Origin of the sequence: Streptomyces sp. CB02056 (assembly GCF_001905545.1) — a bacterium.
In the GTDB taxonomy this organism is placed as follows: Bacteria; Actinomycetota; Actinomycetes; order Streptomycetales; family Streptomycetaceae; genus Kitasatospora.
The window spans coordinates 166,980-188,672 of the sequence record NZ_LIPD01000023.1 but is presented as its reverse complement, the minus strand read 5'-3'; the positions used below and the strand labels follow the sequence as shown (position 1 = coordinate 188,672).

The window sequence follows — 21,693 nt, the reverse complement described above, 5'->3', positions numbered from 1 at the left end:
CCGAACACCGGACCAGGACGGCGGCCAGGACGGGCCCCGAGACGGCCGAGCAACCCGGGGCCGGGACGGCCAGAACGGCGGCCTGGACGGGCGGCCAGGGCCCAGCAGCGGGCAGCCCCGGCAGCGGCCGAGCCGGGCCCAGCAGGACGGCCTGGCGGCCGACCAGGACGACGGCCAGGGCCAGGGCCCGGCAACGGGGCGCGGCACCGGGCGGCTCGGACGGGACGGCCAGGCGGCCGCCGAGCACCACCACCAGGACCAAGCCGCCGACAAGGCCGGCCCTCCCGACGACCGTCGCCGCCCCGACCACCCAGCCGCCCCGAACGGCGAGCCCAGGGGCGGCGCCGGCGACCCCAGACGGCGGCCAGGGGCTGCAGCGCGGACAGGTTAGTCGCCGGCTTCCCCATCCGGTGATCTTTAAGACTTTTCCTGCGCATGTCAGCAGTGGTCCGCGATCATCTCCGAGCCCCAACGACTTCACCGACAGGAGCACGACATGGCCACCATCGAGTACGTCAACACGGACTACCCGATCCCGGCCTACCGTTTCGTCCTCGACATCGACGGCGACGGCAAGACCGACGGCACCTTCACCTCGGTATCCGGGCTGGACCTTGGCATCGAGACCATCGAGTACAAGGACGGCAACGGCAACGCCTTCAAGCTGCCCGGCCAACGGCAGACCCTCGCCATCACCCTGCGCCGCGGCACCATCCCCAAGGACAGCCCCCTGTTCGCCTGGCTCTACACCGTCAGCGAGAACAAGGTCGACAAGAAGGACTGCACGATCACCCTCACCGACGAGACCGGTGCCACCAAGTTCACCACCTGGAACATCACCGACGCCTTCCCGATCAAGCTGTCCGGCCAGAACCTCGACAACGCCACCGGCGAAGGAGGCATCGACGAAGTCGTCCTCACCGCCGACAAGCTCACCGTCACCTTCCACTGACCATCGCACTCCCCAACACGCCAACACTCAGGTGCTGACCGCCCCCGGGTGGTCAGCACCTGAGTCGGCCGTCGCCCGAACGGCACCCGCGGCGCCCACCAGGCCCCTGTCGCGCCCCACCACACACAGGGGAACAGGGGGCACCCAGCCACGTCACAACACGCGACAACACCCCGGCGCGACAGCACGCGCGACAACCCCCACCCACCACCAGAACAGCGCCGGGACGGCCTCCCGGACCACCACCAGGGCGGCCTGACGGCCGCCAGCACGACAGGACGGCGACGGCGGCGCAGCGAGGCCCGGACGGCCCCGGGACGGCGGCAGCGGCGCACCCGGACGGCGCGCGGCCTGGACAGCGGACCCGGGACGGCGGGACGGCGGCGGCCGAGCAGGCGCAGCAGGCCCGGACGACACCGGGCCCGACCCCCACCAAACCGAACACCAACCCTCGCCGCCATCCCCTGACCCGCAATTCCGACCCGAATTCAGACCACCACCGGCAACCAATCCGCCAAAACAACCAGGTGGAATACCCGGCGGAATTCACCCCCCAAGTCCACATCCAACAATGCCCCACCGGCCCTCAAGCGGGCCGACCCGGCCCCGACCCCACCAGCCATCACACACAGTCACCGTGCTCGCGGTCGGCACCAACACCGCCGAGCGCCCAACAGGAACAACCAAAGGTCCAGACAACCCGGCCTTCAGGGCCATTACACGCCCAACAGCACCAACAGGTCACACCCTGAGAGCTTCGGGTGGTTCCGTCACTTGGGAGACGGTGACGCAACCACCCCGGCACGGCCCAGACCAGCGGCGGACGAGGCCGGGACGGCGCGCGGCCGGGGGCCGGCGGGGCCGGGACGGCGCGCGGCCGGGCCTCACGCGCCGGGGCCCGCTTCCGATCCGGCCGGTGTTTCGTCAGAATCCTCTGTGTGACGGAACCCTTGAGCATCGAGCCGGGCTGCGCACGGCCGGGCTGTGGCCGCGCCCTGCCGAAGGCGGCCACCGGCCGCCCCGCCCTGCACTGCAGCCCCGCCTGCCGCCAGGCCGAACACCGCCGGCGCCGCCTCGAGGAACAACTCCCCTCCCTGCGCGCCGAGGCCCGCACCCTCCTGGCCCGCCTCGGCGGCGACGAACACGCCCAGCGGGCACTGGAGGGCCTGGACGGCGGCCAGGTGGCGGTGTTCGTCCGGCACGCCCGCACCGCCCGGGCCGCACTCGACGGCGCCTTCGCCCTCCTCGGACTCCCCGCACGCACCCCCGACCAGGCGGCCCGCGAGCGCCAGGACGACACGGCCGCCACCGCCCTGGCGGCGGCCCCCGCCGGGCGCGGCAAGCGCGCGCAGGTCCACGGTCAGCAGGCCGTCCCCGAGAACCTGCTGACCGCCTTCCAGAACGCCTGCCGGCCCGGGACAGACAAGACGACGGCGGAGGCGGACGCCCGGTCCCGGACGGCGACCACGGCCACGGTGAAGGCCCCGACCGTGGCCGTGCGCCGGCCGCCGAGCCGGTACGGATCCGGGCCATCCTGCCCCCGGACACCCGCCCCCTGCCCACCACCACCGCCTACGACGAACTCCTCCCCACCCGCCGCCGACGCGCACCAGGGGCTCCCGACCGCCCGGCCGACAACACCCCCGGCAAAGACCGCAAGCAGACCACCACCGCCACGACCGGCGCGAAGCCCGACCCCAGCGGCAACGACAGGACCGCCTGGGCGCAGCACACGGCGGCGGCCGGTGCCCGGCTCACCGTCGTCTTCGACGACGGCACCCCGCACACCCACCCCGAACCGGCCGTAGCACCACCACACCGGCCCGAGCGGCCCGTACCCGGCCAGACCGGGGCCGCCACCCCACCAGGCCCCGGCCCGGAACAGGACGACACCGCGCCCGCCACCACCGAGACCGAACCCGCCGACGGCGGGCGGGCCGACACCACGGTGGTGCCCACGCCGACACCCGACAGCCACGACACGTTCACGGCCGCCGAGACCGAACCCGCCGCCCTGCCGGGCCCCGGCCTGGTCGGTGAGGTCGGCGACGACACCGCCACCGGGCCGCGCGAGCGGCCGGACGTGCCGGCCGCCGAACCGGAGAGCGGGCCGAACTACGACGGCGGGACGCAGCGGCAGAAGGACCCCGCCCCCGGCCGGGGCCGGGACGACGACGCGCTCGCGGCCGCCGGGGACGAACCCGCCAGCGGGCGGGCCGGCAGCACGGTGGCACCCGCACCGGCACCCGACAGCCACGACACGTTCACGGCCGCCGAGACCGAACTCGCCGCCGCCGCCCGGGCCCTCATCGGCGACCCGACGTCCGGCCTGTCGAAAGCCGTCAACCGACAGCTCTACTGGCACACCGCGGCACTGGCCGTCGGCAACACCACGGTCCTCCCCGCCGCCCGCCAGGCAACCGCCGACCTCGCCAGCCGCCGCGGCCGGCTCCGCCTGCCCGACACCCCCCAAGGCCAACGCCTACGGGCTGCCCTCGCCACCTACCACACCGCCTGGAACACCACCAGAACCAGCACCGCGACAACACCAGGAACAACACCGGGAACGGCACCGTGACGGAACGACACGACGATCCGCCACAACCCCGCCCGTAACGAAACCAACCACCGGGCAGCGCAGCCCCACCAGAACAGGCCAGGACAGCGGGCGACGGGCCGGGCGGCCGCCGAAGGGCGAGGGTCACGCCCCGCGGTTCTTCGCCTGGTAGAGCTTCGCGTGCAGCACCCGCACCTCCCACCACGGATCATCCGGGGCGGAGACCAGGACGGCCACCAGCTCGCGCTTGGTCGGGACCTGCAGCATCAGCGGGCCCAAGTCCTTTGCGGCGCGGGCCTGTACGCACTCGGGGCACTCCAGCCGGTCCGGCCGGGCCTTCTCCCGCAGCTCCAGCGAGGAGCCGGCCTTCCCCCGATCGAGCCCCGGGACAGCACCCCGCGCCCGGCCCTGACAAGCGGGCGGCGCAGCAGGGGTCCGGCTCGGCGACAGGGCGGGCGGGCCCTTCGCCGGGCTTCACGGCGGCGTGGTCCCCCGGGGGTCCGGCGCCGCTGTGGTTGGGTCGAGCGGGACCTCGCCGCGGCGGCTTCGGCTGGCTACGGCCGCGGGTCGACACTGCGAACCGGCGACGTTTGAGGAGCGCCCCCCATGCCACCGAACTTCCGTCGGGTCACCGACTGCGCCGAGACCGCCACCCATTCCACGACCCGCTACAGCAGCCACAGGGCCCGGCGCGCCGAGTACGTGGTCTACGCCTGCGAGTGGCACAGCATGAGCCTCACCAGCAGCCGGTACTTCGGCTGCCGCCACAATCTGCGTCCGCTCGCCGACGACGACCAGCAGCAGCGTGGGTGCGGGACCATGCTCGACCACCGTCCGGCCGACCGCGTCGTCGCCGACCACTTCCGTCTCTGGCTCATCGCCGGGGAGCCGGTGGTGGACGGCCAGGTGCAGCGGTGGCGCGACTGGGCCCACCGGCTGCGGGGGAACTACGAGGCCCACTACCTCGGACACGGCGACCCCGAGGTCGCCGCGCACCTGGACCTCGCCCTCTCGGTGGCCGAGCGCGCGCAGGTCGGCGAGCACACCCCGGAGCAGCTCGCCGCCGTCCTCGACGCCCTGGCCGCCGCCGAACACGCCTTCCTGCAGGCACTGAAGGAAGTCTGACGAGGGCGGCACCACGACGAGCAGGACCAGGACGACGGGCTGGTCCACCGCACCGCAAGACCGGGCCGACGACGGGCCGGGCCGGCACCGCCGGACAACTCCACCAGCCGCACGGCGACGACATGGAGGCGACCGATTGAAGGCCTCGTCGTCGGCCCGGACATCGCCATGGGAATCAAGGTGAGTACGGGGGTGAGTATGTGAGTACAGTTTGAGAATTTGTGAAACAGCAAGGCCACACGGTGTGAGGAGCTGTCAGCGCCGCTGGTACAAGGCCGAGGCCGCCTGGACCGCCGACCCGAGCGAGGCAAGGCGGGTCGAGTTCGCCGGGGTCGGCGGCGAGCCGTACGACCCGGGATGGCGCCCAAGGCCGCCGTCCGCCCGGGCCCCGTACAGGATCCGGCGGCCTGACCTGCCCGCGGCCGGGTTCCGGCACCCGCCCCGGGAGCCCGTCGGCCCGGCCTCGGAGACCGAGGCACGGCGGCTGACCGGGGAGCTGCGGGCGGCCGGGACCGCGGCCAGTTCGGCGGGCGAAGCCCCGGTGCCGGGCGACGGTCTGGGCGAGGCGATCGACGGCGGCCGGGGCAGAACCGGGCGGCGGCCGGGCCGAGCGCTGCGCAACAAGCTCGCCCACGGCGAGCTGACCAGCAGCACTCTTACCCCGGCCATGGCCGTCGCCATGGTGCGCGCCGCCTTCGACACCGCCGAGCTGCTGTTCCCGGCCGACACTGCTCCGGCGGGTCCGGCAACCACCTGAGGGCGCTGCAGGTCTACAGGTGCGGACCGATCACCAGCACCGTGATGACGGAGACCGGCTCGCCCTGGTCGTCCTTCTCGTCCGCCCCGTAGACGCGGGTCGGCGGGCGGACGGCGGCCACCGAAGGCTGGCGGCGCAGCGGGCCCGACCGGCGGCGGGCCCGACCGGGCGGCGACTCGCCGACCACCGGGTGACGGTACGCCGGCGGCCTCGCCTGGGCCGGTAGCCCTTGCCGCATGATCACTTCAGCCTGGTGGCGCAGAGGCGCCACCGCCATCGCCGCGCTCGCCCTCACCTTGATCCCCGCGGCCGTCCCGGCCACCGCCGCAGCCCCGCCGACCGCTCCCACAGCTGCCGCCGTCGCCCAACACCGTCAGCTGCCCGAGCCCCCTCCGGCCGACGTCGTCCGCGCCGAGCTGGACGAACTCGTCGTCGAGGCCCCGCACTCCATGGAGGGGTACTCGCGGGACCGCTTCCCTCACTGGATCAAGCAGTACGGCACCTGCGACACCCGCGAGGTCGTCCTCGCCCGCGACGGCCAGGACGTCGCCCGCGACGACCAGTGCCGCGCCGTCTCCGGCACCTGGGTAAGCCCCTACGACGACAAGACCTTCACCGACGCCAAGGCCCTCGATATCGACCACCTGGTTCCGCTCGCCGCTTCGTGGCGGGCAGGCGCCGACACCTGGACCACCGACAAGCGCCGCGCCTTCGCCAACGACCTGACCCACAGCCAGCTGCTCGCGGTCTCCGCCGCCTCGAACCGCGCGAAGGCCGACAAGGGACCGGACGCCTGGCGGCCGCCGCTGCGGTCGTACTGGTGCACCTACTCCCGCGCCTGGACCGACATCAAGCACGTCTACGCCCTCAGCACCACCCAGGCCGAGAAGACCGCCCTGGTCGAGATGCTCGACACCTGCGCATAACCGGCGGCCAGGCCGGTCGGCCCACGCCCGCCCCCGGTCGTTCGGGCGGGCCTACCGGCCGGGAGGTCGTCCCGGGCGGCTCCACGACGTGCTCGCGTTCGCGGCCAGCCGCCGTCGGCTCTTTCCGCCGATCGCTGATGCGACGGCGCCCGCCGGTGATGGCCCGGAGTGTGCGTCTCGGGTCCGGCGGGCACCGGCAGCAGCGTAGCGGGCACGGCCCGGCCGGGCCGGCTTCCACGGCGCCGGGCGGGGCGCACCCGCGGTCGGGCACCGCGCGCGGCGGTGGCGGAGAACACCGTCACCTCGGCCCGGTCCGCGCCGACGACACCGATCTCCCAGGGCGCAGCACGGCCGGGCCCCGGGGGGCAGGGGGCGTCCCGCGCGGGACCCGGCCAGTGGGAGGCCAGCAGCGCCGGGGCGTGGCGCGGCTGCTCTGCTCGGCGGCCCGGTCGGGTCCGGGTGCCCGGGCACGACGGGACCTGGGTGAGGCGGCCTCGGCCAGCGGGTTGCCGCTCAGGCGGTCGCCGCTTCGGCCTCGCTGATGCGTTTGTGCAGTGTGGTCAGGAACTTCGGGTACCGGCCTTCGGCCCTGGCAGCGTCGAAGGCCGGATGCTCACCCGCCTTCGTCCAGGCGGTGGCGGCGTCCTCCCGCAGCTGCCGGAGCCGCTCGGTGAGGTCCGGTGGCCAGAACGAGGCGGCGGGCCCGTCCTGCAAGCCGCCCTCCGGCGGATCGGCCGGCCAGCACAGCCGCTCCAGCCACTGCTCCGGGGCGGGGAATCTCGTACGGGCCTCCGCAGCGATCTCGGCGGTGAACTCCTCGACCGCGCGCTGCGCGGCCCGGGCCGCCAGCTGCAGAGCGATCAGGTCGTCGGGAACAAGGATGTCATCAGGCACAGGAGAGGAGCCTACGGGGCAGGAAACCCCACCGGACAAGACCACGGGGCCAGCTCCGGGCCGTACTCCCGCTCGCACTGGGCGACGACGGGCAACCGGCACAAGGCGAGCATGCGGCTCAAGGCCCGCCGTCCGCCCGGGCGCCGAGGACGACCCGGCCCTCGACCAGGGCCACCCAGCCATCCAGGCCATCGACATCGCGCTCGGCCCAGCCACGGGCCAGGCCCGCGCCCTGGTGCAGGGTGCGGACGCCGTCGTGGCCACTCCAGCACAGCCACATCGCGCCGCGCACCAGCGGGGAATCCAGGACCGGGCAGCCGACGCGCGCCCGCTTCCCATTGCCTGCGGCGCGTGCCGTACGTAAAGCCAGGGTCAGGAGGGATGGGTGATTGCTCTGGGGCGAAGTTGAAGATTTTATCATCTTGGCCTGATTGCACCTTTGGATTCACGCCAGTTTCCAACAAAAATGTTGACCGACACAGCGATCCTTCCTGGCCGGTCGACTGTGAAGGATGTTCTCAGAGGGAAGGGAAAAGTCTCAGCAGGGGCGAGGGGCGACCAGAGCGAAGGCTGAAGTTGCCCGAACGTGCCATCCGGCTCGTTCGGTAATTCCTCTCCAAAATTGATTCCCTACCGCAAGGCCGCTGCGGCCGCACCCTGACGGCCGGGCTACTCCTGAAAGGGGAGACGCTGTGAAGAAGCTCAAGGCACTATTGGCGATACTCGCCTCCGGGGTGCTGATGACCCTCAGCTTTCCCGGCACGTCCGCCACTGCTGTACCACAGACCCCGACTCTGGCGGAAGCCTCAGGGAACTTTCAGAACTACGACAGCGAGAGGTGCATTCTCGCCGGGAATGGACGCGAGACAGCCCTTGTTCAAGCGACCTGCGCGGGGTACAACGACCAAAGGTGGGTGGTCCACCAAGATCAATACGGTCTCACCTATAGCAACATGAACAGTGGGCAATGCCTGCTCTCGCGAGACTGGCAGGAGGCACGCCAGATTCCCTGCGGGGAAGCCATGAATGATGCCCACTGGACGTTCTTCGCGTTTGATACGTACGACCCGCAGTGGGGAATTCTTATAAACCAGGCAACGGGGAACTGCCTGGTTCCCCAGGGCAGGCACCTGGGCGCCCTGTTCGTACAGAACACCTGTAATTACAACAACCCCCCTGCCAATCAACGGTGGCGGTTCACCAACCTCTAGGACCGGCTCCCGGGCTGCGAAACACAGCAGGTCCCCGCGCTCGCTTTCCTGGAACGCGGGGACCTGCCGTGTGCCGGGCGGCGGTCGGACGGCGCAACTGCACCGGAGCGGGTCAGGCCAGGCCGGCTGGCCGCCGCCGAAGGCGGGGCGCGGCGGGCAGGACGCAGCAGGCGGGACGGGCCTCGACCGGCGGCGGGCCGGGACGGGCGTGGCAGGCGGCGTCGACGCCGGCGGACGGCGAACGGACGCCGGACGACGGCCCGGGCAGGTGCCGCTCGGCAGCGGCCAATGCAGAACCGGACGGTGCGCCAGGGGCGGCGCGCGGGCAGGCGGGCGGCAGTGCAGCGGGCGCCGCTGGGCCGGGCGCCCGGCGGACGAAGAGGTCGACGGCCGACAAGACACCGGGCCAGCCAGAGCAGCCGGGACGGCGAGCGGGGTCCTGGTGTCGGGCGGCCGCCGAACCGGAGCGGGCCGGGACGGCCGGGCGAGCCCAGCGCAGCCGGGCGGGCGGGGCCCCGGTGCTGCACGGCGGCTGACCGGGGAGCTGCGCGCCGCGATCGAGGAGGTCCGCTCCGCTGTCCTGGTCCTGGCCGGGCGGGTGCGTGCCGCGCACCGGGCGCGGGTGTGGACGGTGCGCGGGTACGGGGGCTGGGCCGCGTACGCGGGCGCCGAGTTCGGGGTGAGCCGCTCGACCGCCTACCGGCTGCTGGACCTGGCGGCCGCGGCCGAGGCGATCGAGGCCACGGTCCGGCGGGAAGCCGGCCTGGAGCTGTCCCACGCGTGGGACACCGGCCTGGTACTGCCGGTGCGGGCGGTCGTCGACCTCAAGGACAGGATCGCGGAGCTCACCGACCTGATCGCCGAGCGCCTGGCCGACGCCGGCGCCTCGGGCGGGCGGCCGCCCGACGCCGCGGTCGTCGCCGAGATCGTCGCGCGTTCGGTCGCCGACGTCCGGTCCCGGCCCGACGTTCCGACCGCCGAGCCCGCCGTCGTCCACGGCCCCGACAGCCGGGACACCGAGCGGTGGCACTCCTGCGTCGCCCGCGGCCGCGACCTGGCCCGCCAGCGGCTGGACATCCGCCGCGAGCTCGGCCTGCTCGCCCTTCAGGTCGCCCCCGGCTACCTCTGCGACCGCGAAGCCGAGGAGACCCTGGGCATCCTCGGCGAGGAGATCGGCAGCACCGCCGAACAGCTCCTCGCCGCCCGCCGCTACGCACTGACCGGCGACCCGAGGGCCGTCGAAGCACCCTAGACACCGGGCGGGACGGCGCGCAGCCGCAGGGCACCGACCGCCGGCCCACCAGGCCCGGACCGCCTGGTCCAGGCGTCGTTGCGGCCGGGGTCAAAGGTAGGGCCCCGGGGGTCGGATCCTGGACCGGATCGGTCCGGGTGCCGGTCTCGTCCCTCACGGCGAGGGTCGCCGCCAGCGTTTGACGGTGCTCGCCCCGACACCGATCCGTTCCGCGGCGGCGCGGCTCGACAGGTCGCGGGTGGCGGCGATCGCGTCTGCCATCGACGCGAAGCCCGCCGTTCGGGCGGTGGCCTCCAGGGTGTTCCTGCGGGCCTGCCGGGCGGCCGGGAGGGTGCGCAGGGCCGCGGCCCTGCGGGCGGCCCGTACGGCGGGAAGGCCGTCGGTGCCGGCGCGGGCTGCGGCCGAGCGGCGGGCGAGGACGTCGGGCGCGGGCGCGGCCGCCCGCATCGGTGCGAGCAGGTCCGGGTCGGCGGCCATCGCCTCGATCCGGGTCGCCGACAGGGTGCGCCGGACGTCGGTGGCCATCAGCGCGGCGCCGGCGGGCAGCGCGTGCCCGGCGCGGTACCCGGCGGCCGACGTCCCATGGGCGCGGACGAGGTGCGGTGCGAGGGAGCGGAAGCGGCGGCCGCACTCCAGGCAGGTGACCAGCCCGTCCGTGTCGGCGCCGTCCGGGCGCCGCGAGCGCACCCCGGTGGTCGGCCGGGCGGCGGCGAGCAGGGCGTCCAGCTCCCACAGCAGCGCGCGGCCGCGCCGGCGGCAGGCCACCGGGGCAGGCCAGCGGCCCCGCTGCTGCTGCATCACGGCCTTCAGGCTGCCGGGGGCGTAGCCGAGGAGGGGCTCGGCCTCCCGCCGGGTGACCAGGCGGGAGGTGGCATCGGCGGTTTCCATGCGGTCAGCGGCGCCCGTCGCGGATCTGGTAGAGCCGGGCCCTGCTCAGGTCCGCGGCCTTCTCCAGGTCCTTGACCCTCACCTTCGTGTCCTTCCGGTTGAGCATCGCGGAGCGGATCAGCCGGTTGAACTCGTCGTCGGCGGCGGCCTTCACCCTGTCCCGGTTGCGGCGCGCGTCCTCGACGGCCTGGAGGACGTCGGCGGCCGGCCCGGTGGGCAGCTCCGACTCGGCGCCGGCGCTGAGCTGGTCGGCCAGGACCTCCCACTGGTCGGGCAGCGGACGGCCCTCGTCGTCGGTGTCGACCTGGTCGGCGAGCACGGCGAGGTCCTCCTTCGTCACCGGGGCGAGGTCCTCGCCCCGGTCGATGACCGCCGCCGGGTCGGCGGCCTCCCACAGCTCGCGGACCTGCTCCGCCGTGATCGTGTGCGACATGCCGGTCTCCTGCCTGCCGACGCCACTTGATGTGTAGCGCGCTTGACATTCAGTCTGGACCACCGCGACCGAGAATGTCAAGCGCGCTACACATCGGCCCGGGCGGGCCTGGCGCGGCGCGGCCCCGGCCCCGTGCAGGGCCTGCTGGATGCCCTCCAGGGTCATCCCGGCCGCCCTGCGGCGGACCCGCCCGCCGGAGGCGCTCCAGGCCGCCTGTGGCCGCTCTGCCCGCCGGGCCCGAGGGACGCGGCGGGCAGAGCGGTGTCCGACCGCCCCCGCGCGCTGCCCGGGGTTCGGTGGGGTGGTCGCTCAGTCAAGGTCGGCGGATGCCAGGGCCACCGCGAGCACCAAGTACGGAACGGCTTCCAGGCACTGCTCGGCCATCATGCTCGGATCAGACGCCGTGCCCGCGTCGTTCAGCGCCAGCAGCCCGGCACCGATGGCCGCGTCGACCGCCGCGTCCAGGACCTCGGCCGCCGTGAACTCCCCGCACGCCGCCAGCTCGCGCACCAGGCCAGCCGCCTTCGCCGGATCGTCGCGCCACAGCACGGCGACCTCGTCACCGGCGCCCGCCAGGTCGATGACCGCGCCCTGCTCCGCGGTCGGCAGCGGAACGGGCCAGGACGCCCCTGGCTCCTCCACCAACTCCTGCGCCCGCGCGACGGCCACCCGGGCGCTGTAGGTCTGCCGGGCCTGCTCCCGCTCCCGGACGACGGCGGCCGGCCAGCGGGCCTCGTCCTCGGCCCGGGCCGCCTCCAGCAGCGGAGCGGCCGTGTGGCCGAGGTAGACCACCGGGAGGGGGTCCACCACGACCGCTTCCTGTCCGGGCGGGGCGTCGGCGACCGGCTGGTACAGCGCCTGCGCCGCCGTAGCGCAGGCGCCGACCGTGGTGGTGAGGGCGGCGATCAGCCGGGCGTGGCGGCGTCGGCGGGCGGGCAGGTCCAGGCGGGCGGGAGTCGCGGTCACCCCCGCACTATGGCGCGCCGCACCCGCCGGCGCGGCCGGTTCCCCGAACATCACCCCGCCGGTCAGCACCACTGGCAAGACGCGCCGGTCATCGCCGGGAGCAGCACCGGGCCGCCCGCAGCGGTGTCGGACCGGCGTCGGACCTGTAGAGGACGACGCCGAACTCGTCCTCGTCCTGGTCCTGGTTCTCTCCGGCGAACGGGTCGTACGGGGCGCGCGGGCCGGTCCCAGCAGGATCCCCGGCACACCGCCCATAGCCCGCCCGGGACCACACAGAGGAAACCGACCCGGCACCCGCCCTCCAGACGCGAGCACCCGCTCGACGTCGGCCAGATCCACGCCGCCTTCGTCACCGACGGCGGACCCGCGGCCGACTGTCGAGGCCGCCGCGGCAGCACCACGCGGGCGACACCCCGGGGAGGCACCCCAGGCGCTCCGCCAGGAAACCCGCGCGGGCCGCGAGGTCCACCACCGCGACGGCCATGCCCTCAGCGTCCGTCCGAACCCCGGTCGGCCGCCAGCGCCGGCCAGCCCTTCACCCGGACCACCTCTTCAGCCCCGACCGCCGCCACCAACGCGGAGGCAGCGCCGACGGTCCTTCCCGAGGCTGCCGGTAGGCCTGGCCGCCGGGGCGGTCGGCGACGTCGGCCAGAACGACGGGCTCGTCTTCCTGGCGGCCGGGCGGGGTCGCCGGCTTTCACCGGGCGCTCACCACCGCCACGGCCTGCCCCGGCGGACAGCCTCGCCCCGCCCCCGCCCCCACCCCCGGCCCCGGCGCGGCCGGCACCGCCGGACGCCACCGACCAGACCAGCCCGCCGCAGGCACCGGGCCCGCGACGACCGCCCACCACCACGTCCACCACCAGGCAGAAGAGGGGCTCAGGAGAGGGTCGTCGGAATTCCCATCCCTTGGTGGACGGCCCCTGACCTGCGGAAACGCGAACGGCGCGCCGCCGGTGGGGGGCTCACGTCAGGACCGGCGGCAGGAGCCACGTCGGGACCCACGCAAGGACCCACGGGGAGCACCCCGGCCGTGGCCGTCCCGGGGCCGCCCGTCGAGTTCGGTCTCGATCCGCCGGAGGTGGTGCGGGGCGGCGCCGAGGTGCAGCCGGGCCCGGCCGGCGTAGACGACGAGGTGGGCGTCGGTGACGGGGGTGTCTGCGAGGCGGGGCTCCAAGAGGCCAGCGGAGGCGTGCGCGGCGGCCTGGGCCCCGTCGAGCCAGGGATCGTCGGACACGGTGCCGTTGCGGTCGTCGGTGGTGGGGAACAGCAGGTGTGTCGGGGCGGGCCTCCGTTGCAGCGGGGCCCGCCCCGGGGTGCCGTGGCTCGTCCGGACACGTGGAGTGAGCGGTTTCGGCGTTTTCCAGTGTTGCCGAGCCCGTGGCGACCGACCAGTGCGCGGGGCTTTCCAACCCCGACCGGAAACTTGGAAACCGGCCGTGAGCTGGCCCGATGGCCCGGCTTCCGGGCGGCCGGCGGCAGCGCGGGAGTGGCGTCCCGAGACGGCTTTCACCGTGTTGCCGTGCGGGCCGACCGCGCTTGCCGAAGGCGGCCGGGCATCGCGCGGCCACGGGCGCGCCGGGTTTCGGCACAGCACTAAGGTTGCTGAAACTCCGTCAGTCCTGGCGCTGGCGGGCCGGGGTGAGCATGGTTGAAGTCAGCCGCCAGGCGGCCGGGTTGCAGCCCGGGCGCCATGAACACGAGCGGCTGCCGGCCCCGCGGAGGCGGGGCAGCCCGGACACGTGGAGAAGAGGGACAGACATGATCGGGAACGGCTCCCGGGAGCAGCGCAGGTCGCAGCGCGGGTCCTCGTACGTCTTTCAGTTCGGTGTGCTGATGGTGATCCAGGTGATCATTGTCGTGCTGGTGCTGACGGGCACCGCGGCGGAGACCGCGCTGGCGGTCGCGGGTGGTGGCGGTCTGGCCGCGGCGAAGGTGGCCGGGCTGTTCGCCGGCCCGGCCGCCGGCCGTCCCGTTCGCCGCCGGGGCGGGCGGTGAGCGCCGGCCCGGGCGACGGGCCGGGCGACGGGCCGGGTGGGCCCGGGGAGGCCCCCCGGCAGGGGCAGGGGCAGCGGGGGCGGGGACGTGACCTGCGCGGGAACGCGCCGCTCACCGTCTTCGCCAGAGACCTGCGCGACCTGCGGGAAAAGGCCGATAAGACCCTCGCCGAGGTCGCCGAGGCCGCGAACTACGCGAGCCCGAGCATGTCCAAGGTCACCAGCGACAGCGAGCTGTGCAGCAGGCGGCCGCTACTCGCCTACCTGAAAGCGCTGGGCGAGGACCCCGGGCCGTGGCTCGCCCGCTGGGAGAGGCTCGACCGGATGACGCCCGCCCAGCGGACCACCGAACCGGGCCCCCCGCCGGACGCCGAGGAGGTGTCCGGCCCGGACCACGGCGGCGGCCCGGCGGAGCCCCCGGCAACGTCCCTCCCGCTGCCCGCACCCCCCAGGGGCCCGATGCAGGCCGCCGGCTCCCCTGCGCCCGCGACATCCGGCCCCGAACCTGAGGAGGAGGGACCCGTCGCGCGGGCCGCGGGCCCCGGCGACCCGGCGGGACCGCCGGAAAGGTACTTCCGGCCGCCGGCCGCGCCCGGTGGACCGGTACGGGCCGCCGGTTCACCGGTGCCACCGGTGTCCGGACCCGCGCCGGAAAGGTACTTCCGGCCGCCGGCCGCGCCCGGTGGACCGGTACGGGCCGCCGGTTCACCGGTGCCACCGGTGTCCGGACCCGCGCCGGAGAAGGACGCCGTCGTGGTGCTGGACGCGCCCTCCGTCCCTGCACGGTCCCGGTACCGACGGCGCCTGATCGCCGCCGGGATGGCGACCTTCCTGCTGGCGCCCGCCGCCGGCGTCGGACTGCTCGTGTGGCTTTACCCCGAAGAATCCACCAGCCAGTCATCAACCCCACCGGCCACCTCGCAGACGGCCTCGCCGACCTACTCCGCCACCCCATCCCCCGCACCGCGGCCCTCCACGACGCCGAGTCCGACCCCCTCTAACACGCCTCCCGCAATCCAGCCGATGCCCCCCACGACGCCGAGCAGGTCGCCTGACGTCACTCTCGGGCAGTGCTCCGACGGGAAGGACTTCTTCATCAAGGTCAGCACAGACAACGGTGACAGCTACTGCACCACCAAGCTCGGAGAGGTGAACGTCGCGATCTATGGCGTCAGGCAGATCGATGTCGGAGACCGCAGGGTGATGATCGAGTACCAGTACTACAAGGACATTCCGAACTCCAAGACCCTCGACCCGGGCAAATCGTGGAACGCCGCCACGGAACAGCCCTTCGTCTCCAAGTTCCTGCCGCCGCCGCCTCCCCTCTACAAGGTCACCCAGATCACGGTCTACTGATCCGCAGCAGCCTCCGACACCGATTTCCCCGATGACCCGCTGGACCTCCAGCACCGCGAGGCCGAGGCCGCCCGCGGCGGTGTCGGACCGGACCACCTGGTGGAGGACGGCGCCGACGTCCGGGTAGAAGTGGAGGTCGGCCGCGTCGGCCACGGGCAGCCACACCACCGGCGCCTGACCGAGGTCGTCCTGCTCGACCAGGGCAACGGCCGCCGCCAGGTGGTCGGGCAGGTGGGCGGTGAAGACCGGATGCCGGCGCCGGAACCGCGTCGTCTCGCCCGGACGGTCGGTCTCCTGGTTCTGGGCGAAGCGGAGAACCAGCGGGTCGGGCAGCGCCGCCAGGTCGAGGCCGAGTTCTTCGAGCAGCCCCCGGCGCAGCGCGTCGGTCGGTTCCTCGCCGTCCTGGTCCTCGACCAGGACGGCGGGCGGCGAGTGCTGGAGGCCGGCTTCCCGCCGACGGCGGATCAGAGCCAGGCGGCCGTTGTGGACCAGCACCGCACACACCCACCCCCGGACCGGTCCGGCCACCGTGCCGGCGGTCACCGCCGGGCCCAGGCCGGGCAGGCGGGCTCGTGCCAGGTGGTGCGGACTACCACCCCGCCCTGGGTCAGGTGCTCGAACGCAGCGTCCCCCTGCCCGATCAGCAGGCAGGGGGACCCAGTCGGTACAGGTGGTACGGGTCAGAAGCTGCACACAACCATCCCTGCGGTGGCTCCGCCGGCCCATCCGATGAGACCGCCCGGGAGTGCTCCAACGCCACCGGTGAAGGCACCTGCGAAGGCTCCGGTGATCGCGGTACCGACGGCCCACTGGGCTACGCACTTGTCCCAGTCCGCGTCCTTCTTGAGCTTGTTCTCGTACGCCTTCTTCTCCGCGTCCGAGCAGGTGTGGCCCTGGTACCTGGCACAGGCATCATCGATGTTGTCCGTGGGCGACATCCGCAGGGGCTGCACCTTCAGGCTCTTCGTCCTGTCGGCGGAAGCTTCCAGCGGCGTGCTTCCGGGGAAGGTTCCCGGGCCGAACGTGACCGAGGACGGATTCTCGGTTCCCTCGATCGTCGTGCCTGTGGCGCCTTCGAGGGTCTGGGTGAGGGTGTTGCCGTTGACCGCCAGCTTGAAGGCGTGCTTGACGCCCTTCGTGTCGGTCACGCTGCCCGGCTGCATCCGCATGATGGGCTTGTCCTGGGCGTCGGCGATTTCCGCGCCGGTCGCGGTGGGAGCGAGGTGGGTTCCGGCCGGGAGGTCAAGCTTCGCGCTGGTGGAGGTGGCGGCAAAGGTCTGCACGACGGGCTTCTGCGCCGGGCTGGTGCTGCTGGTGGGCATGTCCGAGCTGGTGTGCGCGACGTACATCGTGGAGCCCGCCGTGGAGTTGACCACCGGCACGGTCACCGTGGCGTCAGTGGTCCACGGATGGTGGTTGGTGTCGAACGTCCACGTGCCGGTGACGTGCTTGCCGACAGCCGCGAAGTCGACCCATGCGTAGTTCTTGGCGGGGACGGTGACGACGACACCGTTGATGGTGGTCGAGTCCGACTGGTAGGTGGTCGTCGCCGTCAGCTGGGCGGAGATCATCGCCTGCACGGGAACCGAGACGCCGACCGACGTGGACAGGCCCGACGACAACGACTGCGACCACCCGGAATGGTAGACGGTGGTGAAGACCTGGGTGATCTTGTCGGAAGTGTCGTTGTACCAGACCGAGGACGCTTGCACGCGCGGCAGGGCCTCCGGTGCCCCCTCGGACTTCGCTGTCCAGGAACACGTCGAAGTGTCCTTAGTGCACAGCTCAGAGTAGTAGTCGAGTGCGAGTTTCAGCGCCTCGGAAGCCTTCCCCTGGGGCACCGTCCATTCCTGGGTGGAGGAGCCGTCGCACGGATTGGGCTGGGCGAGGATGCCCCACCACTGCAAACCGCCCTGGTTATCGAGGCAGTAGCCCTCATCGGTGCGCACCAGCATGAAGGTGCCCGGTTTGCCGGCGACTGGGTGGAAGTGCCAGAGCTGACCGTCATCGCCATCGCCCGAGCCGCATGAGCGCTGCGTGAGGGGCTGGGTGGAGTAGAGGCACTTACCAGTATCGGTGTTGGCCATGCGGAAGATGCCAGTACCGGCAGTGATCAACCGCCAGTTCTGGTGGTTGCCGGGCGCCGTGTTCACCGAGATCTGAGCGCCGTCGTTGCTGTTGGGCGAGTCGATCCGTCCGTCCGGGTTAGCGAATGTCCAGGCGTTGGAGTCTGCCGCCTGCGCCGTGCCGGCGGTGACGACGACAGCGCCAACGAGCATGAGCAGAGCAAGGAACGGAACGGATAAGAGGCGACCGACACCCTTGAGGTGTGTACGCATGCAGGCTTCCCTTAGTTGTGTGATCATTCTGTCGCTCTATGCGACTATAGAAGAAACTTGACAGGCCCATGACTTCTTTACGCAGATTCGACGGCCGGCCCGAGGCCGAACAGCGAAGCACGATCACCGACATCACCAAACGGCTCCGGCTCACCCCTGTGAAGCACGGACAGTGGGCGGCATCGCGGCACACCCCGGTCTGAAAGGACTGTGGACGCAGTTTGCGGGCCAGCTGAAGCAGACCACTCTCGCCATCAACGACGCATTGGCCACCCCTCTGAACGAGGCCAGCGCACGGCGCTTGGGAGGCCTGCTCAGCGCCCACCCAGGTCGTACGCAGCAGCGACCGGGCTTCCACGTGCCCAGGCCAGGCCGTTCTCACTGGCCACTGACCTGCGACAACGCCGCAAACTCATCAGGCCAAGCGGACAACTCACCAGCGACCTCGGGGCGAGACTCCCCACCGCAGGTCAGCGGCCTGCACCAGGGACGGGGCCGGGTCAGGACCGCCGCCACCAGAAGCTGGTGCGCTTCGCCTCGGCGGCCGCGGCTTCGGCGGCAGCCCGCTCCCGCCCGGCGGCCTCCCGCGCCTTCCGATCGGCGTCGGCCTGGCGGCAGCCGGCGCACAGCCCGTCGTCGTTCCAACCCCGTTCCTTCTCCTCCCGCCGCCCGTCCGAGAACTTCGCCGAGCAGCTGCGGCAGGCCGGGCGGCGCCGCTCCCGCTCCGCTGCCTCCCGCGCCCGACGGGCCCGATCCGCCTCCGCCCGCTCGACGGCCAGCAGCTCGTCGCCGTCCGGGTTGTCGAGCGCTTCGGTGAGGGTGTGCCAGCCGCAGCGGCCGAACCGGTGCCAGACCGGGGCGTCGGCCCCGTGGCGGCGCAGCAGCCGCTCGTGGTCCCGCTTGGCCTTCTCCGCCTTCTGCTGCGGGGTGAGCTGCTCTGCTCCGGGGCGGTCGCGCTTGCGGCCGGCCTCCAGGACCAGGGCGACCGACGGCAGGCCCTCGCGGCCGGTCGGCGGGTAGACGGTTGGCCACAGCCGCAGGCCGTGCGTACGGGCGCCCCGGCAACGCAGCGAGGCCTCGAACTCAGGCTTCGCCGTGCCCTTCGCCGCGAGCTCGCACCAGGCCCGGTACAAGGTGAGCTTCTCCACGAGCGCGCCGACGCCCTCGTTCTCTCTGTCGACCTCGACCAGGAGCACCGGCACCTCGGCGCCGGGGTCGCGCAGCACGAGGTCGGTGAACAGGGAGCGGCGGTGCGGGATCGGGTGCTCGACCTCGGTGGAGAACGCCTCCAGGTACCCGAGTCCGGCGCGGGCGAGGTGGCCGGCGGTGGCGACGACGTCCAGGGCGTGCTCGGAGTACGCCGCGGCCCGGCCGTCGCGCTCGGTACGCAGCTTGGACAGCTTCGTCCCGGCCGGGAGCAGCCGGGCGGCCTCGCGGCGGCCGGCTGCGGTCAGGGTCCACAGCTTGCGGTTGTCCGGCAGGCGCAGCTCCTCCCGCACCCTCCCAGCGGCCTCCAAGTCGACCAGGGCGTCGCGGGTGGCCTTGTCGTTCCGCTGTCCCGGCAGGACCAGATGCCAGAGCTCACGAGCGGTAGCGCGCTGGAACAGGCCGAGCGACACCAAGACCCCATGCCGCACCGGTTCCGTCGAGTCCGCCTTCCACCGCACCTCAGCAGTGGCAGGAGGAGGGTTGTCGCCACGGCTTCGGCCCCTTGTCCGGGGCTGCTGGCCTGCGGAAACGAACTGATCCGGCGTCGGGGGCACGGAGGTGCCGGCGGAGGTGTCCGCGGAGGCGGTGCCGGCGGAGGTGTCCGCGGAGGCGGTGCCGGCGGAGGTGTCCGCGGAGGCGGTGCCGGGCCCCTTGCCACGGCCGGGCGAGGCCTTCGCCTGGTCGGCCTGGTGGTGGTCGGCGCCCTGGTCGCCGTCGTCCGGACCGGGCGCGGCAAGCGAGGTGGTGGACATCGAGTCGGCCTTCCGTCAGCAGGAAGCCGGGGCCTGCGCGGTGGCCGGACCGGCACCCGGACCAGCGCCCGGGTGCGGCCGACACTGCACACCACCCCCTTGTCCGCGGCCTGACCACACCCCTTGAGCAGCGTGTTGTCCCGCCCGATTCGCCCAGGTCAGGGGCCTTGTCCTCCCGGCATGTCCGTGACCGACATCACAGACCGTCAGACCGCGCGCCCAGGCGCCGACGCGCGCGGTGCGGGTGCGGACCGCATGGTGCGGTGCGGTAGCGGCGCGACTACCGCACCAGCCTTTGCGGGTGCGGTGCGGAAGCCGACGCGGTGCGGGGCGAGGTCCGCGAGGCGCGGTGCGGTGCGCGCGGAAGCCGCGCGGTCTGTCCATGGGCGCGCTGCGCGCTGCTGGAGCTGTCCATCGCGCGCGGGCCGGCGCGCGGCCGCGTCGGCCGGCCTGGCCTACCAGCGGGTGAGGTCCTCCCCCAGTGCCCGGCGCAGCAGGGCGAGGGCGCCTTCGGCGCCGGGGCAACGCAGGGGTTCGCCGCTGGCGGCGTCGGCGACGAGGCTGCTGGCGATCAGGGCGGTCCAGGTTCCGCGCCGGACGTCGTACTCCTCGATCCAGCCGACCGGTCGGCCGCCCTGCTGGAGCTCCTGGACGCCTGGGTGGTCGGGCCAGGTGAGGTGGACCAGGCCGTCACCGAGCGCCTCGCGGTCGGGGTCGCCGAGGCCGCGGGCGGAGGGCACGCTCCAGCCGGTCGGGCGCTTGAGAGCCAGGCGCTGCACGCCGGGCATCGCCCGCTCGGGGCACAGCAGCTCGATGTGCGTGCGGTGCAGGACGTCCAGGGCCTGGCCGACGGAGCGGTGGGTACTGGCCGCGCTGGCCGGGTCTGTCAGGACCACGGCGGCCTTGGAGCCCCGGTGCTTGGCGGCGATGTGCCCGGCCTGCCCCCACGGTCCGTCCGGCAGCGGCGCGGTCCAGCCGATCGGCCGGCCCCGGTAGAGCAGCTGGTGGACGTCCTCGGCCTGCGGGTCGTCCCAGGAGGCGAGCAGCCAGCCCTCACCGACCGTCAGGTCCAGGTCGTCGAGGCGGTCCGGCTCGCCGAACCGGAGCGTCGGGATCGTGCACGCCGCGCGGCGCAGCGCCTCGAAGGCCTCCGCCCGCTGCTCGGCCGAGTCGGCCGGAGCGGGCACGGCGGCGCCGGTGAGGATTTCGGCCCGGGCCGTTGTACCGGGTGCGCCGGGGCCGGGCGCAGTAGCGGGATTTGCGGCCCGGGCCGTTTCTCCGGGCCTCGGCGCGGCCTCGGTGGCGGACGCATTTACGGCCCGGGCCGCAGAAGCCAGGACGTACGGGGAGACGCGGGCCAGGACGTCTGGGCGCGTCAGGTCCTCCTCGGCCCGGCGCAGCTCCAGCTCGTCCCCGGTCAGCCCGGGCCAGCGGACCTCGTCGCGCGCGTCGGCCGCCGCCTCCCGCACCCGGGCGCCCAGGCGCTGGTACTCCTGGTAGAACGCGTCGTACGCCGCCACCGGGTCGGTGTCCACCGCGGCGAAGAACACCCGGGCGGTGCTCTCCATCGCGGCCAGGTGGCCCAGCATCACGGCCCGGGCGCCTTCCGGCCCGGGTGCCGGCTGCCCCGGGACCGCCTGGCCCGCCGCCTCGGCGGCGGCCTTGGCCTTGGCCTTGGCGCGGGCCATCTTCGACTTGCACGACCGGGAGCAGTGGAGAGTGGGCCGGCCCCGGCCGGACTCGGCGACCGGCACCGGCTTCCCGCAGCCCGGCCGCACGCACACCGGCGCGGCCGACTCCTCCGGCACGTCGAACAGCACATCAGCGCAGGTAGCCGAATTACGGCCCGGGTCGTTACTCACGGTCGGGATCGTAACCCCGACGCCCTCCCACACCGATCCCTTTACGGCCCGCGAGCCGTAAAGGGCGGTCACCCGGCGGGTATCAAGGTGCCCGGATTACGGACCGGGCCGGAACTCCTCCGCTGCTGCACCCGGCGGTGAGCACGCGCGGTGCAGTGGCAGCAGGGCGTGCTGCTGCTGCTGCACCGCGTGCTGCCTGTTGTCCTGGCAGAACCTC

General features: G+C 73.4%; 21 protein-coding genes and 1 pseudogene. 9 read left to right on the top strand and 13 right to left on the bottom strand.

Going from position 1 to position 21,693, the window contains the following annotated elements; all coding sequences use genetic code 11:
• Positions 1-262: hypothetical protein (locus tag AMK13_RS43915; RefSeq protein ID WP_198959516.1), on the bottom strand; the 262-nt coding region annotated here is incomplete at its 3' end.
• Between the two features lie 234 nt (positions 263-496).
• On the opposite strand from AMK13_RS43915, the gene AMK13_RS38630 reads away from it, so the two are divergent.
• Complete coding sequence (locus AMK13_RS38630; RefSeq protein ID WP_074006231.1) at positions 497-952, top strand: phage tail protein; 456 nt, start codon at positions 497-499, stop codon at positions 950-952.
• A gap of 884 nt (positions 953-1,836) precedes the next feature.
• Here AMK13_RS38630 and AMK13_RS38625 read toward each other — a convergent pair.
• Positions 1,837-2,310: a hypothetical protein gene (locus tag AMK13_RS38625; protein ID WP_074006230.1), complete on the bottom strand. Its 474-nt coding sequence runs from the start codon at positions 2,308-2,310 to the stop codon at positions 1,837-1,839.
• Between the two features lie 593 nt (positions 2,311-2,903).
• Between AMK13_RS38625 and AMK13_RS38615 the strand changes: the two genes are divergently transcribed.
• On the top strand, positions 2,904-3,530 hold the full coding sequence (locus AMK13_RS38615) for a hypothetical protein (RefSeq protein WP_143204758.1): 627 nt from the start codon (positions 2,904-2,906) through the stop codon (positions 3,528-3,530).
• Between the two features lie 123 nt (positions 3,531-3,653).
• On the opposite strand, the gene AMK13_RS46230 is transcribed toward AMK13_RS38615, so the two are convergent.
• A complete protein-coding gene (locus AMK13_RS46230) occupies positions 3,654-3,776 on the bottom strand; it encodes a hypothetical protein (RefSeq protein ID WP_274538714.1) in 123 nt (40 codons plus the stop codon).
• 339 nt (positions 3,777-4,115) lie between these two features.
• Here AMK13_RS46230 and AMK13_RS38610 point away from each other — a divergent pair, with 339 nt between their 5' ends.
• Both AMK13_RS38610 and AMK13_RS38605 read left to right on the top strand, forming a co-directional pair.
• The gene (locus tag AMK13_RS38610) at positions 4,116-4,634 is read left to right on the top strand and encodes a hypothetical protein (protein WP_074006227.1); all 519 of its coding nucleotides are present in this window, start codon (positions 4,116-4,118) and stop codon (positions 4,632-4,634) included.
• Positions 4,635-4,878: 244 nt separating this feature from the next.
• A complete protein-coding gene (locus AMK13_RS38605) occupies positions 4,879-5,391 on the top strand; it encodes a hypothetical protein (protein WP_074006226.1) in 513 nt (170 codons plus the stop codon).
• A gap of 13 nt (positions 5,392-5,404) precedes the next feature.
• On the opposite strand, the gene AMK13_RS43910 is transcribed toward AMK13_RS38605, so the two are convergent.
• Positions 5,405-5,578 carry a hypothetical protein gene (locus tag AMK13_RS43910; RefSeq protein ID WP_158077805.1) on the bottom strand — a complete coding sequence of 58 codons (174 nt, stop codon included), beginning with the start codon at positions 5,576-5,578 and terminating at the stop codon, positions 5,405-5,407.
• 49 nt (positions 5,579-5,627) lie between these two features.
• Between AMK13_RS43910 and AMK13_RS38600 the strand changes: the two genes are divergently transcribed.
• A complete protein-coding gene (locus AMK13_RS38600) occupies positions 5,628-6,317 on the top strand; it encodes a GmrSD restriction endonuclease domain-containing protein (protein ID WP_074006225.1) in 690 nt (229 codons plus the stop codon).
• 513 nt (positions 6,318-6,830) lie between these two features.
• On the opposite strand, the gene AMK13_RS38595 is transcribed toward AMK13_RS38600, so the two are convergent.
• A complete protein-coding gene (locus tag AMK13_RS38595) occupies positions 6,831-7,211 on the bottom strand; it encodes a hypothetical protein (RefSeq protein WP_074006224.1) in 381 nt (126 codons plus the stop codon).
• A gap of 118 nt (positions 7,212-7,329) precedes the next feature.
• On the bottom strand, positions 7,330-7,491 hold the full coding sequence (locus tag AMK13_RS43905; protein WP_158077804.1) for a hypothetical protein: 162 nt from the start codon (positions 7,489-7,491) through the stop codon (positions 7,330-7,332).
• A 412-nt stretch (positions 7,492-7,903) separates the two neighbouring features.
• Here AMK13_RS43905 and AMK13_RS43235 point away from each other — a divergent pair, with 412 nt between their 5' ends.
• Together AMK13_RS43235 and AMK13_RS38590 are read left to right on the top strand one after the other, a co-directional pair.
• Positions 7,904-8,422: a hypothetical protein gene (locus AMK13_RS43235; RefSeq protein ID WP_143204757.1), complete on the top strand. Its 519-nt coding sequence runs from the start codon at positions 7,904-7,906 to the stop codon at positions 8,420-8,422.
• Positions 8,423-8,864: 442 nt separating this feature from the next.
• The gene (locus tag AMK13_RS38590; RefSeq protein ID WP_074006223.1) at positions 8,865-9,674 is read left to right on the top strand and encodes a hypothetical protein; all 810 of its coding nucleotides are present in this window, start codon (positions 8,865-8,867) and stop codon (positions 9,672-9,674) included.
• Between the two features lie 153 nt (positions 9,675-9,827).
• On the opposite strand, the gene AMK13_RS38585 is transcribed toward AMK13_RS38590, so the two are convergent.
• The 3 genes from AMK13_RS38585 to AMK13_RS38575 all read right to left on the bottom strand — a co-directional run bounded on the left by AMK13_RS38585 (position 9,828) and on the right by AMK13_RS38575 (position 11,961).
• Positions 9,828-10,562, bottom strand: coding sequence for a MucR family transcriptional regulator (locus AMK13_RS38585; RefSeq protein WP_074006222.1), 735 nt, complete (start codon positions 10,560-10,562; stop codon positions 9,828-9,830).
• Positions 10,563-10,566: 4 nt separating this feature from the next.
• Positions 10,567-10,995 (bottom strand): hypothetical protein, encoded by a 429-nt coding sequence (locus AMK13_RS38580; RefSeq protein WP_074006221.1) that lies wholly within the window; start codon positions 10,993-10,995, stop codon positions 10,567-10,569.
• Between the two features lie 309 nt (positions 10,996-11,304).
• Positions 11,305-11,961: a hypothetical protein gene (locus AMK13_RS38575; protein WP_241853214.1), complete on the bottom strand. Its 657-nt coding sequence runs from the start codon at positions 11,959-11,961 to the stop codon at positions 11,305-11,307.
• A gap of 1,761 nt (positions 11,962-13,722) precedes the next feature.
• On the opposite strand from AMK13_RS38575, the gene AMK13_RS38565 reads away from it, so the two are divergent.
• Positions 13,723-13,959 (top strand): hypothetical protein, encoded by a 237-nt coding sequence (locus AMK13_RS38565; protein WP_074006219.1) that lies wholly within the window; start codon positions 13,723-13,725, stop codon positions 13,957-13,959.
• Positions 13,956-15,314, top strand: a complete 1,359-nt coding sequence (locus AMK13_RS45615) for a helix-turn-helix domain-containing protein (RefSeq protein WP_143204756.1) — start codon at positions 13,956-13,958, stop codon at positions 15,312-15,314. The genes AMK13_RS38565 and AMK13_RS45615 overlap by 4 nt, the downstream gene beginning before the upstream one ends.
• Before the next feature lie 147 nt (positions 15,315-15,461).
• On the opposite strand, the pseudogene AMK13_RS46500 reads toward AMK13_RS45615, so the two are convergent.
• The 4 genes and pseudogenes from AMK13_RS46500 to AMK13_RS38545 all read right to left on the bottom strand — a co-directional run.
• Positions 15,462-16,040: pseudogene (locus tag AMK13_RS46500) on the bottom strand (NUDIX domain-containing protein); the annotation flags it as partial.
• Positions 15,995-17,653 (bottom strand): RICIN domain-containing protein, encoded by a 1,659-nt coding sequence (locus tag AMK13_RS38555; protein ID WP_074006217.1) that lies wholly within the window; start codon positions 17,651-17,653, stop codon positions 15,995-15,997. The pseudogene AMK13_RS46500 and the gene AMK13_RS38555, both read right to left, overlap by 46 nt.
• 500 nt (positions 17,654-18,153) lie before the next feature.
• A complete protein-coding gene (locus tag AMK13_RS44365; RefSeq protein WP_074006216.1) occupies positions 18,154-19,614 on the bottom strand; it encodes a replication-relaxation family protein in 1,461 nt (486 codons plus the stop codon).
• 455 nt (positions 19,615-20,069) lie between these two features.
• Positions 20,070-21,434: a hypothetical protein gene (locus AMK13_RS38545; RefSeq protein WP_074006215.1), complete on the bottom strand. Its 1,365-nt coding sequence runs from the start codon at positions 21,432-21,434 to the stop codon at positions 20,070-20,072.
• Positions 21,435-21,693 lie beyond the last annotated feature (259 nt).

Excerpts from the sequence above, each read along its gene's own strand:
- AMK13_RS44365 (WP_074006216.1), bottom strand. The coding sequence starts at position 19,614 with ATGTCCACCACCTCGCTTGCCGCGCCCGGTCCGGACGACGGCGACCAG.
- AMK13_RS38600 (WP_074006225.1), top strand. The coding sequence starts at position 5,628 with ATGATCACTTCAGCCTGGTGGCGCAGAGGCGCCACCGCCATCGCCGCG.
- AMK13_RS38565 (WP_074006219.1), top strand. The coding sequence starts at position 13,723 with ATGATCGGGAACGGCTCCCGGGAGCAGCGCAGGTCGCAGCGCGGGTCC.
- AMK13_RS38585 (WP_074006222.1), bottom strand. The coding sequence starts at position 10,562 with ATGGAAACCGCCGATGCCACCTCCCGCCTGGTCACCCGGCGGGAGGCC.
- AMK13_RS38580 (WP_074006221.1), bottom strand. The coding sequence starts at position 10,995 with ATGTCGCACACGATCACGGCGGAGCAGGTCCGCGAGCTGTGGGAGGCC.
- AMK13_RS46230 (WP_274538714.1), bottom strand. The coding sequence starts at position 3,776 with ATGCTGCAGGTCCCGACCAAGCGCGAGCTGGTGGCCGTCCTGGTCTCC.
- AMK13_RS38610 (WP_074006227.1), top strand. The coding sequence starts at position 4,116 with ATGCCACCGAACTTCCGTCGGGTCACCGACTGCGCCGAGACCGCCACC.
- AMK13_RS38630 (WP_074006231.1), top strand. The coding sequence starts at position 497 with ATGGCCACCATCGAGTACGTCAACACGGACTACCCGATCCCGGCCTAC.
- AMK13_RS38555 (WP_074006217.1), bottom strand. The coding sequence starts at position 17,653 with ATGCGTACACACCTCAAGGGTGTCGGTCGCCTCTTATCCGTTCCGTTC.
- AMK13_RS43905 (WP_158077804.1), bottom strand. The coding sequence starts at position 7,491 with ATGTGGCTGTGCTGGAGTGGCCACGACGGCGTCCGCACCCTGCACCAG.